At 38.1% G+C, this 14,621-nt stretch carries 17 protein-coding genes; 14 read left to right on the top strand and 3 right to left on the bottom strand.

The window, feature by feature from the left end:
• Positions 1 to 145 precede the first annotated feature (145 nt).
• The 3 genes from AAC026_RS13910 (at position 146) to AAC026_RS13900 (ending at position 2,881) form a co-directional block, all read left to right on the top strand.
• Positions 146 to 1,516, top strand: a complete 1,371-nt coding sequence (locus AAC026_RS13910) for a Mur ligase family protein (protein ID WP_339607092.1) — start codon at positions 146 to 148, stop codon at positions 1,514 to 1,516.
• A gap of 26 nt (positions 1,517 to 1,542) precedes the next feature.
• On the top strand, positions 1,543 to 2,349 hold the full coding sequence (locus AAC026_RS13905; protein ID WP_339607091.1) for a 3'-5' exonuclease: 807 nt from the start codon (positions 1,543 to 1,545) through the stop codon (positions 2,347 to 2,349).
• A gap of 100 nt (positions 2,350 to 2,449) precedes the next feature.
• A complete protein-coding gene (locus AAC026_RS13900) occupies positions 2,450 to 2,881 on the top strand; it encodes a DUF3995 domain-containing protein (RefSeq protein WP_339699128.1) in 432 nt (143 codons plus the stop codon).
• A gap of 193 nt (positions 2,882 to 3,074) precedes the next feature.
• Here the strand turns inward: AAC026_RS13900 and AAC026_RS13895 are convergent, their stop codons facing one another.
• Entirely contained in the window at positions 3,075 to 3,503 is a 429-nt protein-coding gene (locus AAC026_RS13895; RefSeq protein ID WP_339607089.1) for a peptidylprolyl isomerase, read from the bottom strand.
• 256 nt (positions 3,504 to 3,759) lie between these two features.
• Here AAC026_RS13895 and yihA point away from each other — a divergent pair, with 256 nt between their 5' ends.
• Together yihA and AAC026_RS13885 are read left to right on the top strand one after the other, a co-directional pair.
• A complete protein-coding gene (gene yihA / locus AAC026_RS13890) occupies positions 3,760 to 4,350 on the top strand; it encodes a ribosome biogenesis GTP-binding protein YihA/YsxC (protein ID WP_339607087.1) in 591 nt (196 codons plus the stop codon).
• A 61-nt stretch (positions 4,351 to 4,411) separates the two neighbouring features.
• Positions 4,412 to 4,840 carry a DUF5606 domain-containing protein gene (locus AAC026_RS13885; RefSeq protein ID WP_339607086.1) on the top strand — a complete coding sequence of 143 codons (429 nt, stop codon included), beginning with the start codon at positions 4,412 to 4,414 and terminating at the stop codon, positions 4,838 to 4,840.
• A 41-nt stretch (positions 4,841 to 4,881) separates the two neighbouring features.
• Here the strand turns inward: AAC026_RS13885 and AAC026_RS13880 are convergent, their stop codons facing one another.
• Positions 4,882 to 6,072, bottom strand: coding sequence for a hypothetical protein (locus AAC026_RS13880; RefSeq protein ID WP_339699125.1), 1,191 nt, complete (start codon positions 6,070 to 6,072; stop codon positions 4,882 to 4,884).
• Between the two features lie 163 nt (positions 6,073 to 6,235).
• Between AAC026_RS13880 and AAC026_RS13875 the strand changes: the two genes are divergently transcribed.
• From AAC026_RS13875 to AAC026_RS13835, 9 genes are all read left to right on the top strand, one after another.
• Positions 6,236 to 6,562: a hypothetical protein gene (locus tag AAC026_RS13875; RefSeq protein WP_339699122.1), complete on the top strand. Its 327-nt coding sequence runs from the start codon at positions 6,236 to 6,238 to the stop codon at positions 6,560 to 6,562.
• Between the two features lie 310 nt (positions 6,563 to 6,872).
• The gene (locus AAC026_RS13870; protein WP_339699119.1) at positions 6,873 to 9,296 is read left to right on the top strand and encodes a TonB-dependent receptor; all 2,424 of its coding nucleotides are present in this window, start codon (positions 6,873 to 6,875) and stop codon (positions 9,294 to 9,296) included.
• Positions 9,297 to 9,402: 106 nt separating this feature from the next.
• Entirely contained in the window at positions 9,403 to 9,693 is a 291-nt protein-coding gene (locus AAC026_RS13865; protein WP_339699116.1) for a hypothetical protein, read from the top strand.
• A gap of 2 nt (positions 9,694 to 9,695) precedes the next feature.
• Positions 9,696 to 9,995, top strand: coding sequence for a hypothetical protein (locus tag AAC026_RS13860; RefSeq protein WP_339699114.1), 300 nt, complete (start codon positions 9,696 to 9,698; stop codon positions 9,993 to 9,995).
• Between the two features lie 4 nt (positions 9,996 to 9,999).
• Positions 10,000 to 12,057, top strand: a complete 2,058-nt coding sequence (locus AAC026_RS13855) for a PepSY-associated TM helix domain-containing protein (protein WP_339699111.1) — start codon at positions 10,000 to 10,002, stop codon at positions 12,055 to 12,057.
• A gap of 40 nt (positions 12,058 to 12,097) precedes the next feature.
• The gene (locus tag AAC026_RS13850) at positions 12,098 to 12,424 is read left to right on the top strand and encodes a DUF6686 family protein (protein WP_339699108.1); all 327 of its coding nucleotides are present in this window, start codon (positions 12,098 to 12,100) and stop codon (positions 12,422 to 12,424) included.
• A gap of 6 nt (positions 12,425 to 12,430) precedes the next feature.
• Complete coding sequence (locus tag AAC026_RS13845; RefSeq protein ID WP_339699105.1) at positions 12,431 to 12,772, top strand: DUF6686 family protein; 342 nt, start codon at positions 12,431 to 12,433, stop codon at positions 12,770 to 12,772.
• 320 nt (positions 12,773 to 13,092) lie between these two features.
• Entirely contained in the window at positions 13,093 to 13,383 is a 291-nt protein-coding gene (locus AAC026_RS13840) for a hypothetical protein (RefSeq protein ID WP_339607077.1), read from the top strand.
• A gap of 88 nt (positions 13,384 to 13,471) precedes the next feature.
• Entirely contained in the window at positions 13,472 to 13,957 is a 486-nt protein-coding gene (locus tag AAC026_RS13835; protein ID WP_339607076.1) for a hypothetical protein, read from the top strand.
• An 8-nt stretch (positions 13,958 to 13,965) separates the two neighbouring features.
• Here AAC026_RS13835 and AAC026_RS13830 read toward each other — a convergent pair whose 3' ends face one another.
• On the bottom strand, positions 13,966 to 14,619 hold the full coding sequence (locus AAC026_RS13830) for a response regulator transcription factor (RefSeq protein ID WP_339699102.1): 654 nt from the start codon (positions 14,617 to 14,619) through the stop codon (positions 13,966 to 13,968).
• Positions 14,620 to 14,621: the final 2 nt, after the last annotated feature.

The following is a 14,621-nucleotide window of genomic DNA, read 5'->3' as shown; positions in this document are numbered from 1 at the left end:
AAATTCCTGTGTTCAACAACGATTGAGCCCAGTACTTACCCACAATTTTTACACTGTGTTATACACGTGAGGTTCTAGTTTATTTTGCTTTATTTGTTGAACGTCCTTTTTGTCTTAATTTTGAACGTTCAACTCATTTAATAATATGACTCAAAATTCTCAGCGTATCCATTTCATTGCTATCGGAGGAAGCATCATGCACAGCCTAGCCATGAGTTTAAATAAGGCAGGGCACAAAGTGAGCGGATCTGACGATCATTTTTACGAGCCTTCTAAATCGAAATTAAAAGAATTAGGACTGCTACCCGAAAATGAAGGTTGGGATGCCACTAGAATTGACAGTAGTTTGGACTTGGTAATCTTAGGCATGCACGCCAAAGCAAACAACCCAGAATTATTAAAGGCTCAGGAATTAGGCTTAAAAGTACTTTCGTTTCCTGAATATATTTACGAAGCTTCCAAAAACAAGCAAAGAATAGTAATTGCGGGGAGCCACGGAAAAACTAGCATGACAGCCATTGTAATGCATGTTTTAAAAGATATTGGCCGCGACTTCGACTATATGGTTGGGGCGCAAATCAAAGGGTTTGATGATCAGGTCAAGTTATCAGACGCTCCAATTATTATTATTGAAGGCGATGAGTACCTAACATCAGCCTTAGACTCAAGACCCAAGTTTCTACACTACCATCATCATATAGCTACCGTTTCAGGAATTGCCTGGGATCACTTTAATGTTTTCCCCACACTAGAAGATTATGTTACCCAGTTTGAATTGCTGGCTGATTCTTCCTCTAAGGCAAGCACGCTAATTTATTGTGAAGAAGACAATTTGGCCTCAATGATTATTTCTGAAAAAGACAGGCCTGATGTAACCAACATTCCTTACAAAGCACATGAGCATGTAGTTAGGGATGGAATTACCTATTTAAGATTGCCTGATGGCGAAATTAAAGTTGAAATTTTCGGCTATCACAACATGCAAAACCTTAGTGGTGCCCAAGCATTGCTTAAGAGAATTGGAGTTACCGATGATCAGTTCTACAAAGCCATTGTAACCTTTAAAGGTGCTGGAAAAAGAATGGAGATTTTAGGTAAAAACAATACCACTACCATTTATACAGACTTTGCTCATGCCCCATCTAAACTTTTAGCCACTACTACAGCCATAAAGCATCAGTTTCCAAACCGCTTTTTAGTGGCTTGTCTTGAGCTGCATACTTTTAGCAGCTTGAACAAAGACTTTATTGAACAATACCAAAATACTTTCAATAATAGTGATGAGGCTATTATTTACATTAACCCAGAAGCTGCAAAGCAAAAAGGGCTTGATGCATTAACAGAAGCCGACCTTAGAACAGCCTTCAATAGAAAAGATATTATGCTGTTTAATGACAGCGCTGAACTGAATGATCATTTAATGCAACACAGTTGGGCCAACAAAAACCTTATTCTTATGAGCTCAGGTAATTTTGGTGGACTTAACTTAGACGCACTACAACAACACATTCTTTAAAAAAACACCTGCTTAAACAGGAAATCATGGAATTAAACCTAAAAAACCCATTGGCGTTTTTCGATCTGGAAACGACAGGAATCAATATTTCCCAAGACAGAATCGTTGAATTGGCCATACTGATGGTAAAACCCAATGGCGAAGTGGAAAAGATGCATCACCTCATTAACCCCACTATCCCTATTTCTGAAGAGTCATCCATGATTCATGGCATTCGTGATGAAGATGTAAAGGACAAGCCCACATTTAAATCTTTAGCCAAAAACATTGCTAAATTTTTAGAAGGGGCCGATTTAGCGGGTTTTAACCATGTTCGTTTTGATATTCCGCTTTTGGTGGAAGAATTTTTAAGGGCTGGGGTAGATTTTGAAGTAGGCAACCGAAAATTAGTCGATGCCCAAAAAATCTTCTTTATGATGGAAAAAAGGACGCTTTCTGCTGCCTATCAGTTCTATTGCAATAAAGAATTAGAAGGTGCTCATGGTGCCATGGCCGATACCGAGGCAACTTATGAAGTGCTCAAAGCGCAACTTGATAAGTACAATGGCCAACCCGTAGAAGATATTGGAGGCAATGTAATTGCTAAAATAGAAAATGACATGGCCTCTCTACACCAATTGGTGGGCTCTAATATGGTAGACTTGGGCGGACGCTTTGTGTTTAACGACAAAGGCATTGAAGTCTTTAACTTTGGCAAACATAAAGGAAAGCCAGTAACCGAAGTACTCGAAAAAGAGCGTGGTTATTACGACTGGATGATGCAAGGAGACTTCCCTCTCGATACTAAACGTAAACTAACACAGATTAAGCTCAAGGGCTTTAAAATGGGGTAAATTAGTATTTAGTATATGGTAGCTAGTATCTAGATAGTAATCGATACCATTTAGATTTTAGAATACAAAAGTTAACCAAACCAATATCTGAAATCAGCCAATGCTTTCTTCCATCCTCTCTCTCCTATTATCCATTACCTTAATTGCGCTTGGGCTAATCCATTTCAATTGGGTGTTAGGTGGCAAATGGGGTTTTGAGGCCGCTCTACCTACAAATGAAAATGGAAAAAGAGTACTCAACCCTAAAAAAATCGATAGCCTGATTGTAGGTTTAGGTCTTTCTGCGTTTGGAGCTTTCTATTTATTTCAAGCAATAATTACAGCGATAGAAATGCCTTATTGGCTTAGCACTTATGGGGGTTGGGTTATACCCTCTATCTTTTTACTGAGGGCAGTGGGTGACTTTAAATATGTGGGCTTCTTTAAGAAAATCAAGTCTACTCCTTTTGCCAAAATGGACACTAAGCTGTTTTCTCCTTTGTGCTTATTTATGGCTTTAGCGGGGTTCGCTATTCAGTTATTGGTAGATTGACGCTTAGTATTTTAGCACCCTCTAAAAGTTGACATCATTTATGATATCAATGGCAAACCACTTCATCAGAAGTCTTTGAAAACTTTTAGTGAGTAATACCTTGAGGAAACCTTTGCTTTAATTTCTAGGTCAATGCATAAAAAAACGGACTCACTTTAAGGCGAGTCCGTTTTACTTTTAGACTGGTGATTACTTAAGCAATCTCAACTAATTCTATATCGAAGACTAAGTCTTTTCCAGCCAAATCATGGTTGGCATCAATTACTACTATATCTTCTTTTACTTCTTTCACCTTTACTGGCACTTGTTGTCCATTTGGCTGAGACATTGCAAGTTGTTGTCCCACTTCAGGTTTTAAATCTTCAGGTAAGTTAGCTTTTGGCACATCGAAGTATAAATCAGGATTTACTTCACCATAAGCTTCTGCTGCAGGAATTTCAGCAGTTACTTTTTGTCCTTTTTCCATCCCATCTACGGCAGCATCAAATCCTTTGATCATCTGACCTGCACCCACCTGAAAACCTAATGGTTCTCTTCCTTCAGATGAATCGAATACCGTTCCATCTTTCAATCTTCCAGTGTAATGCACTTTGACGTTATCGCCTTGCTTTGCTTTTGACATAATTCTTTCTTTTAAATTTTTCCTTGATTTTCAAGAAGTTGCAAAGTTACAAAACCTTAGCGCAATGCCCAGTAATAATGGGAAAAGCTGCCAACCTCTTTGTTTTTAAGGGTTCTTAAGGTAGAACAGACTCAACTGGGTATTGTTATAACTGTTTGAAATAATGATAATCAATCTCTACAACACATACAAAAACCTTCACAAATAAGAACTAAGAAAGGTTTAAAGGTTCGCGGTACTTATTTACCTTTGCAGCATGTTTGAAACTGCTAGTTTTGTAATAAGCAACACCGATCACAATTTATGTCCCAAACCAGATAAGCCTGAGTTTGCATTTATTGGCCGATCGAATGTGGGTAAGTCTTCCCTCATTAATATGCTTACACAAAAGAAGAACTTGGCTAAAACTTCTGGTCGACCTGGGAAAACGCAGCTAATCAATCACTTTATTATTGATGAACAGTGGTATTTGGTAGATTTGCCGGGTTATGGTTATGCCAAAACCAGTAAGTCGAACCGAGTGGCTTGGAGCATTATGATAGAGAAATACCTTTTGGAAAGGCAAAACCTTCAAATGGTGTTTGTGCTGATTGACAGCCGACTGGAGCCGCAAAAGATTGACATAGAATTTGTGAATTGGCTAGGTCAAGCAGGGATTCCTCTAGGGTTAATCTTTACCAAGGCCGACAAACAATCGATTAATAAATCTCAACAGAGTATTGCGCGCTTTAAAAAAGTAATGAAACAAACTTGGGAAGAACTGCCCGTAATGTTTGTAAGTTCTTCTGAAACAGGTTTGGGTCGTGAAGAAATTGGAGAGTATATTCACGCAGTATTAACTACTTAATTTTTTTAAATCAAAGTCAGTGGCTCGTTGGCCAAAGGCACTTAATGTATAAAACATAAATATGAAGTTTGAAGAAATTGCCGCAGTAACTGGAAAAGGCGGTTTGTTTAGAATAGCAAAACCAGGAAGAACGGGCATCATTTTAGAATCAATGGATGCTCAAAAAAAGAAGGTTGTGGTTGGAGCCGATGCACAAGTTTCTATTTTAAGTGAGATTTCGATCTACACACATACTGAAGAAGGAGCCACTCCCCTAGCTGATGTAATGAGAAAGATTCACAGTGAATTTAATGGCGACACAGGCCTGAGCAAAACTTCTGACCCTGATGAATTAAAAGCTTTTTTACAGCACATTCTTCCAGATTATGATGAAAGCCGAGTGTATGTTTCTGACATTAAGAAACTAGTAACTTGGTATAACCTTTTGGCCAAAGACCATCCTGAGGTTTTCGAAGAAGAAGTGGAAGAAGAAACAACTGAAGAGAAATAAAAAAATGCCGGCTTATCACCGGCATTTTTTTTACAGACATCTTAATGCCCATCTTCATCATCAGCAAGGCTTCCCATCAAAGCTATTTTGCTAGGCTTTCCAGGTAAACTGATTTCCTTAACCAATTCCAAATTACTTTTCTTATACATACTCACTTTACTGTTTTCTGCATCGGTAATGTAAAGAAAATCCTCGCTAGCCGCGAAAGCTGGGGTTCCCGTTGCAGGAAAGTTTACGTTCAGCTTCTTTGAGGTTTTGATATCAAAATCATGTCCGTCCAATACTTTAACTGTACCATCAGTATAAAGCACCAATAAGTCATGCCCCTCCCAATCAAACATGGCTCCAACCAAGTCAGCGCTCTCTTCAATCGCATTGATGGTTTTTCCATTCACATCGATTTTATACAAACCATATTTAGACTTGAAGCCAACAAACTGATCGCTCTCTTTGCCATAAAGAATTGTTCCTATCCAGTTGGTACCAAAAGAAGAAGGATTTGGAATAAGTACTTGACTACCATCTTGATTTACCTGTAATATTCCATCTGTGCAACCAAACAAAACTAAGCTTCCGTTGCCCGCTTCTCCGTGAATACCACCAGTTTGTATGGTAGAGGCATGAAGCAACCCACCATTCATGTCTATAATTTTCACACGCTCAGGTAAAGTTCCTGCTGCACTACCGTCCTTTTCTGTTACGGCAATTGTACCATTATTGAACAAGGCCGGAGCTCCGTGATGCGCCACCCCAACATTAAAAACTCTTGCGTTCGCCTCAGTGTGTAGTGTACTTTCTTTAAAGTGAGAGATGCTTCCTTCTCCATCATTAAATACCAAAATATTATCTCCACTGCCGTAATAATGTACTGGCCTTGACGCAGTAGCTTTACTTAAAGCCCATTTTGGTGTGCCTTTAATGTGTACATGATCATCATGCCCTTCTATACCGCTATCAAAGAATGTGGCTAAATTTTCTTCTGTATTGATTACAGAAACAAATCTGCCGCTTGGACTGGTGTATAGCCTGCCATTTGCAAATTGTCCGGAATGCGTTTCAACTGTAGCCTTGCCGGGGTTAATTAGGTAATAGTTGGCTTGATCTTGATCAGAGGCCATTAGTCTTACAAACTGCCCCTCTTCTGATTGAGCGGGTACTTTTTCGTCATCGTCTTTACAAGCACTGAGCGTAAAAACAAGTAGAACAGAGAATAGAATTACTTTTTTCATCATTTTTATAGGTTCATGTTAATGCAACAATGTTGCAAACATAATATGTAATTCAATAAATGCAACGTAGTTGCATTTATAATTTATGAGTGGTCAAAAAATTAAAATTCATTTGATTTGAGATATAAATCAGATCGTCTTTACTTTAAGTTCTATTCAATAAAAGATGGCTTCAATCAATTCAAAAGACATTCAAACTGGTCTTGCTCTTATCAGCAAAGATTTTCAAGTTGATCCTTCGGATTGGCAATTACCCAATGATACAGAACTGACTCAAGACAAGGCTTTTGACTTTCTACTCAAGCTAGTAGAAAATCTCATGACTCATGATTTCAATCGTCTACTCAACAGTCTTTACAGAATTGATGTATCGGAAGAAAAATTAAAAATGGCCTTGGCTGAATCTGATAATCCCGCTAAAACAGTCGCTCAAATGATTTGGGAAAGAGAATTACAAAAGGTTGAAACAAGAAAACGCTACTCTAGCAAATAGGGAATTATCATAAGCAACCTTTTCAGTAATACAATTCATTGATTGGGAATCTACCATCAAACTATCATCTGTTCTTTTCCTCCATAGGCCCGAATCAATAGTCAGGAAATCAGCGAGGTTAGCAATGATTTCTAACCCATTCTCACCATTCAATAATTAAAAATAGTAGCCAAAAAACTGTGGCTGATAAGCCGTATTGGACTATTCTGCTCTTCATCCCTAGTGATTTTATTTCACTAGCACTAGTGATTGTCTCGCCAATATTCGGCTCTTACATTTGTGTCACTATTTTTAATCAGTCTAAATAAGAATGAAAAAACTCATAACATTTATTATCGCAATTATTGCCACAGTTTCTGTAAAAGCACAAAACGGTGGTATTGAAGGCCGAATTACCGACAACAATGATCTCCCTATTCCGGGAGTAAACATAACACTGAAAGGTACCTCCATAGGCACTATCAGCAATACCAATGGATATTTCATTTTAAATGGGATAGCTCAAGGGAAACAAACTTTTCTCTTTTCATTCGTAGGTTTTAAAAACCGAGAAATTGAAGTAGCAATCTCAAGCAATGAAGTGCATGACTTTGGAACAATAAAACTTTATGAAGGAAGCGAAATACTTCAAGATGTAGTAGTTACTGGTGAGCGTACCAATAAGTTTTCTAGAGAAGAAACAGCTTATGTGGCCAAACTTCCACTAAAGGATTTAGAAAACACACAGGTATACAGCACCGTTACGAGTGATCTATTAATATCTCAAGTGGTAACCAATTTTGAGGATGCTTTGAAAAATGCTGCTGGTGTACAGAAACTATGGACATCTACTGGCCGTGGTGGAGATGGAGCCGGATATTATTCACTCAGAGGATTTTCCGTTCAACCAAGGTTAGTAAATGGCTTGCCTGGTATTACTAACGGGTCTATTAACGCAGCCAATATAGAGCGAATTGAGGTTATAAAAGGGCCCTCGGCTACTTTGTTTGGTAATACAGTAAGCTCATATGGTGGTTTGATTAACGTGGTTACAAAAAAACCTTATGCAGGTTTTGGAGGCGAAATGTCATATACCACAGGTTCTTTTGGGTTAAATACCATAACTGGCGACTTCAATACCCCATTGGATTCAGAAAACAATATCTATTTCAGGTTGAACACTTCTTACTCAACCAAAAACAGTTTTCAGGATGCTGGGTTTAGAAAGTCGTTTTTTGTAGCCCCTTCCCTAACCTATAAAGTAAACAACCGACTTACATTCTCATTGTATTCTGAAATTTCGCAGGCAGAGCAAACCAATCCGGTATTTCTATTCTTGAACAGGTCTGCACCTACGGAGGCTTCTAACTTGGATGAACTGAATTACAACAACAAATTGTCTTTCACCAGTAATGATCTAACACTAAAAAACCCATCTTCTAACTATAGAGTAGAAACTGACTATAAGATTTCAGAAGCATGGAATTCGCAAACCATTATTTCTCAGAGCCATACGTCAACCGAAGGGTATTACTCTTACTTGTTCGACCATAATATATTAGGTGGTAACACTTATACAAGGTTCATTTCTCATCAGAATGCCAGTACGCATACTACCGATGTTCAGCAAAATTTTATTGGTGATTTCTCAATTGGAGATTTTAGAAATAAAATGGTGGCTGGGTTAGACTTCTTCAATGCCACCATGCTCAGCAATAATACTGGTTATGTATTCTATGGCAATATTACTCCACAAGGTGGCGTAAACAACGATAATCCATTTACTCCAGCGGTAGAAACTGCACCTTTCCCTCTTTCGAAAGTGGCTGTAAATCAAGCGTTATCTGGTTCTGCACTTACTACTTCCAAAACAAGTACTAATGTCTACAGTGCCTATGTATCTGATGTAATCAATTTCACACCTGCATTCTCTGCCATGGCGAGTGTAAGACTGGATGTGTTCGATAATCAAGGCAATGTTTTAACTGATGCTGATGATTATGACCAAACTACCTTGTCTCCGAAGTTTGGTTTAATGTATCAACCTATTCTCGATAAGTTTTCGGTTTTTGCTAATTACCAAAACGGTTTTTCTAATGTAGCACCTGCACTAGTGGGCGACCCAAATGCTGGACCTCAAACGGTTAAAAACTTTAAGCCAGAGCAAGCCAATCAGTTTGAAGCGGGTATTAAAACCAATCTGTTCGACTATAGATTTAATGCCACCCTGAGCTATTACAATATATTGGTATCTAACCGAGTAATCACCGATCCAGACTCTCCTTTCAACAAAATTCAGGGTGGTGAAGTAACAAGCTCTGGCTATGAAATAGAGATCAATGCCAACCCAGTTGCTGGATTTAACATACGCGCAGGCTACTCTAACAACGATAGCAAGACTACAAAAACAGACAACCCGAATATTCTGAATATACGTCCGTTGGAAGCGGGTCCAAGGTCTTTGTATAATTTCTGGTCTACTTATGAAATTCAGAAAGGAGCCTTGAATGGTGTAGGTTTTGGCGCTGGCTTTAATGGTGGCAGCGAGCAAGCGGCTATTAACTATGTAAACACAGGTACTTTTATGTTGCCCGAATACTTAATAGCAAATGCTTCTATTTTCTATCAGGCAGAAAAGTTTAGAATTGGGCTGAAACTCAACAATGCTTTGGATAAAGAATATTATAAGGGGTGGTCGACCATTACTCCCCAAGAACCGAGAAGCTTGATGGCTAATTTCATTTACAAGTTTTAATAACAGCCATTTTTAACAGAGAACATCCTTGCTATATGGCAAGGATGTTACATTTCTTCTGATTGACATGATTTCACTTTTATCCCTCTTTTGTACACTCGGATTTATGTTCTGCTATAGCTCTTCTAAAAAGGCGGAGGAAAGCCAATTCAAAAACACACTGCAGAAACTCCCCATTGTCGCTCCGTATTTTAAATACTTTGGGCTGGGGCTTATTCTTATTTCTACGGGAGGTTTCATGTATTTATACGGAGTGGGAACGGGCATATTATGGTTCACCATTTTAATCATGACTGTGTTCAGTTTGGGCATTTTACTAGTGCCTCTGAAGCTTTTTTCACTCAAAGGCTTTATGGCAATTACTCTCCTTCTTTTCACCTTAGAAATGCTCTTCTAATTATGCCAGCAAACACTAAATACCTGACTCAAAACGGTTTTCAAAGATTTGCCAAAATAACTGCGGGATTAATCGGTGGATATGCCATATCGGCCTTGTTCCATGTTGGTTTGGCTTTAGTTACTGATCATAAGATTGTTTTAATAACATCTATATTTTCGCTCTATCTGCTCTGGATGACACTTTTTATTATGGTCTTTCTATTCAAAAGTGGATGGAAAGCCCTAGCAATTTATACATCTGTAGCACTGTTACTGAGCCTACTTGTCAATTCACTACAAACCAACCATCCAATACTTTAAAACTGTGAGCAAGAGACTATACAACGTTTTTTTTCATACACATACCGTAAGCGGTATTATTATTAGTGCAGTACTGTTTGTGCTGTTTTTCTGTGGAGCATTTGCTCTAATTAAAGATGAAATTACAGCTTGGGAAAAAGGTGATCCCATAGATCTTGAACAGGCTTATGATGTGGATTATGAAAGGGCCATTGCTACAATGGAAAAAGAAGGTTATGATCTCTATGGCCGCGATATCCGCATGTTATTACCAGATGCCAAACAGCAACTTTATGTGCTTTTAAGCCCGTCACAAGACAGCACGGTAGTATACAAGCCCGGCCAGAAATCGTACTTCTTCATTAACACTTTAACCTATGAAAAATCAGAATACTATGGCTTCTATAGTATTGGAGAGCTGATTTACCGACTTCATTTCTTTTCTCAAATACCTACCATTGGTATTTACATTGCAGGCTTTGTAGCTTTCTTTTTCCTTTTTGCCATAGTTACTGGGGTTATTGTTCACTGGAAGAAAATCATTTCTAACTTTTATGTTTTTCGCCCCAAAGTAAAATTGAAAACGGTATGGACTGATGCCCATACTGCGCTTGGAATGATTGGGCTTCCATTTCAGTTTATTTTTGCACTTACCAGCTGTTTTTTGTGCCTTTCTGCATTGGTGCTAATTCCAGCTAATTATCTATATAGTGGAGACCAAGCCAAATTATTAACGGATCTGCGCCCTATGACGCAAACTTACCAACTTGAAGGTAAGACAGATAGGCTGTTACAGATAAACCAATTTATAGATCAGACACAGGCAAAATGGCCTGGATTCGAGCCTCTCCAAGTGTATATAAAGAATTATGGAGCTGAAAATATGAAGTTCCAAATAGATGGTAAGGCCAATTCGAAAGACAAATTTATGGGAACTGGTCGAATTGTTTACGAGGTAAGCAGCGGAGCAATTTTTTCAGAAAAGAACCCTTTTGAAACTAGTTACTTAGAGAGTGTGGAACATACAGTACGATCGCTCCATTTTGGTGATTTTGGTGGATTCCCTTTGAAAATACTCTACTTCATTTTAGCACTTGTTACCTGTTTTGTCATTATATCGGGCGTGCTCATTTGGTTAGAGGCGCGTAATAAAAAGGTGATTCCAATACACCAAAGGTTGTTTAACCGAAAGGTGGGACATATTTACATAGCCATCTGTTTAAGCCTTTACCCTATTATCGCCTTCTCATTTATTGTTGCCAAAGCCTTGCCTCGCTCGCTAGATCCAGAGCGTCAGTCAATCTTATATGCTGTATTTTTTATTGGCTGGCTATTGGCCACTTTATACTTCCGCTTTAAACGAGACAATTATTTTACTACGCTCTGGTCACTCCGATTGGCTGCTTATTTGGGTCTGATAATTCCCGTTGTTAATGGTTTAATTTCTGGTAACTGGCTTTGGGTAAGTTATTCCAATAACGCCTTCCCTATTTTAATTATTGACCTCTTTTGGCTTGCCATGGCCGCAATGACTTTTGTTGTACTGAAAAAACTAAAACGCCCTGTAGAAAAAGTCGAGCACAAACAGTTGCTGCAGGAGCTTGTAACATTCTATCGACAAGAATACCCTGAACTAATTCACAATAATTCAAACCTTAAAACTATAGAAAACATGAAATCTAAAATTGCATTTCTTTGGCTGTTTATCGCCATTGGTTATATCATACATCACATTTACGGACTATTCAATGTCTATTATTACGAAAGTGTAATGATGGAAGGCGCAACGGGAATAGTACCTGTAGACCATCACCTTTGGCGAATTGGACTGGAAGGTGCATCAATGCTTTTCTGTTTGTTCACACTCGAAATAAAAGCTGCTTGGTTTAGAGTTACATCGATTTTCTGGGCTGTAATTCTAGGGTTGTTTAATGCATATCATGTGGTTACAGCCATACTACACGAGGCTTCAAATTTTTCAGAAATACTGATTCTGGGCTTAATGCTCGTGGCCAATATAGTGTTGGTTAAAACCTTATTGACATGGAAAAAGGAAGGTATGATTAATACGGTATCGGAATAACAAAATGTACACCTAAAAAAACTCACAAAACAAATAGCCCATGAATCAGTGTCAGACCAAAATTCTTGCAGAAGGTAATCATTTCAATGTTTCGTACTGTGGCTGTTGTAAACGTATCGGGCTTTTCTATAACAACATTCTTTCGGGCTTTGATGTAATTGAATTCGAGCATTTTTCTGAGGGTGTACAAAGTCTTAATTTCAATGAAGGGGCAATTCTTTTCCCAAATCATGAGCTGTACATTATTGTGACCACTTGTCATCCTGATGTACAGTTCTGTTTCAACCATGATGAGTTTTTACAGTTTCAAAACTTAATGGAGGAAGCTCGGCTAATGTTGGATGTTTACACTGCCCTAGAAGCTTAAAATAACATGGGAGATCTTCACCAATCGACAATTTTAGCAGAGTCAAACTCTTTGCAGATATCAAAGTGCAGTTGTTGTAGCAGATACAACCTTAATTACCGCAATCTATTTGTTGATTTTAGCAAAAAGGAGTTTAGGCTTTTCCAGAAAATGCTTGAATCGCTTAAGCCATTAAACTATACAGTGAGTCACCCCGAAGGCTTGAAAGCAGTAATTGGCAATGCAAAATCTAATTACCATATGGCCTTTACTGCAACAGAGGTTCAGCATATTCTGATAAAAATCAATCAAGCTTTAATTTTAGAATCGGCTTTCGACTTACTAAGTGGTAATGACAGTCAGTTGTAAAACTGTTTGAATTCTCCAAAAACATGACTCAATCGATTTAATATTTTGAGATTTGAAAGTGCAAATCGCCAAATAATCAATACTTAGTTTTCTTCTCATCACTTCTTCCAATACCTCTTTCTAGGTATCGGGCACAACCACCCTTTTGCGGTAAAGTATCATTATCAGAATCATTCAAATTTGAATTGACATTGAATCTACTCAGGTATGAGCATTCAATGCTTCAAACGATTCTTTATTTAAGAACTGACTGTAACAGAGAAAAACAGGGAGTAATCCGAAAAGCTAAATGAGTAGGAAATTGACCAAAAGCACTTACTATGAAAATTCTTGAACTTTATGCCCGATTAGCAAAAGACCCTTCAGCTCAGAGGTCATTATTTACTGGCAAATTCGATGGGCTTCAAAGCATAACTATGACATTATCAAATTTAGCTACTGGAACTGCCAACTTCGCTATATATGAAAACAATGTACAAAAGGTTACTAAAAATGTAACTGCCAGCGATCAAAGTCTTAGCTATAGGCCTCAAGCCGGAGCTACAGTTGAATACTATATCAACAGTTATAATGAAACGGACTTGCCTCAAGTGCATATAACGGTTTCTTAGAAAGACATTAAGCAAAAGGCTTATTCTTTCAAAATGTTAGCTGAATTTAAACACCTTATTCCAATCCTTTCACCTTGAACAACACACTATGTCTTTAGACTCAAATACGCTTGTAGCCATTTCTTATGACGAAACAGTCATCATTCATAACATTGTAGTTGGATCTCAAATCAAAACCTTCAATTATTCTAATGATAACGGGCTCACCAGTGGTGGCCTACTCGATGTAGTAATGTCGAGTGGTACGGGCAATGCTCCTATTACAGAGACTATGGTTCATATCACACTTGCAAATGGTAAAAGCCTAATCTGTTCTCCAGAACAAAAAATTCTAATAGGAGATGGTAAATTGAGGAAGTCAGAAGATATATCTACCCAATGGAGTATTTTTTTAGCTGATGGAACAACATCACAAATCTCTGAAATCACAATAGGCTCTTATCAGGGTGGTGCCCATGTTATTTCTACTTCTCTTACCCCTACTAAGCTAATGAACAAAGGAAATCTGTTTTCAGCCAATGGAATTATTGTAGCCGACTACGCCTTAGATTTCGCAGGGCCAGATAATTATTAAACTCTAGGTTAAACTTGTAAGAAGCCCTGCTTTACGGCTTTTAGAATAAGGCCGGCAGTGTTCTTTACATCAAATTTCGACAGTAAATTCTTACGGTGCCCTTCTACCGTTCTTTCACTTATAAATAGTCTTTCCCCTATCTCTAGGGTGGTTAATTCCTTGGCTATTAATTCTAAAACTTCCTTTTCTCTTGTGCTTAAACTAACTTCCATACCAAATTTAGGAACTTGTCTACTATGTTTTTTCAACCCCTCTAGTAGTGATTTAGACACCTCATTGGTGAAATAAAACCCTTGTGTATGAACAGCTTCTATGGCATTTTTCAATACATCATGCCTAATGTCTTTTAACAGATACCCGTTGGCGCCAATCTCCATCAAATAGGAAATCATCCGTTCTTCGCTGTGCATAGTAAGTACCAAAACCTTAACCTCAGGATAATCCTTCTTCAATTGTTTACAGGTTTCAACCCCATCACCATTTGGCATTTCTAAATCAAGCAAAACTACATTTGGCACTTCTTTTTCAAAGCCCTTCAATAGCTCTACTCCATTGCTCACTTCTAATATGAGTTCAATACCACTCATTTTAGCCAGAATAAACTTTAAACCCTCTCTAAAAAGGCTATGATCATCGGCTATAGCAACTTTTATGGTTTCCATTA

This window comes from uncultured Roseivirga sp., assembly GCF_963973945.1.
Lineage (GTDB): Bacteria > Bacteroidota > Bacteroidia > Cytophagales > Cyclobacteriaceae > Roseivirga.
The sequence above is the reverse complement of the archived record's forward strand: the minus strand, read 5'-3'. Positions and strand labels throughout refer to the sequence as shown.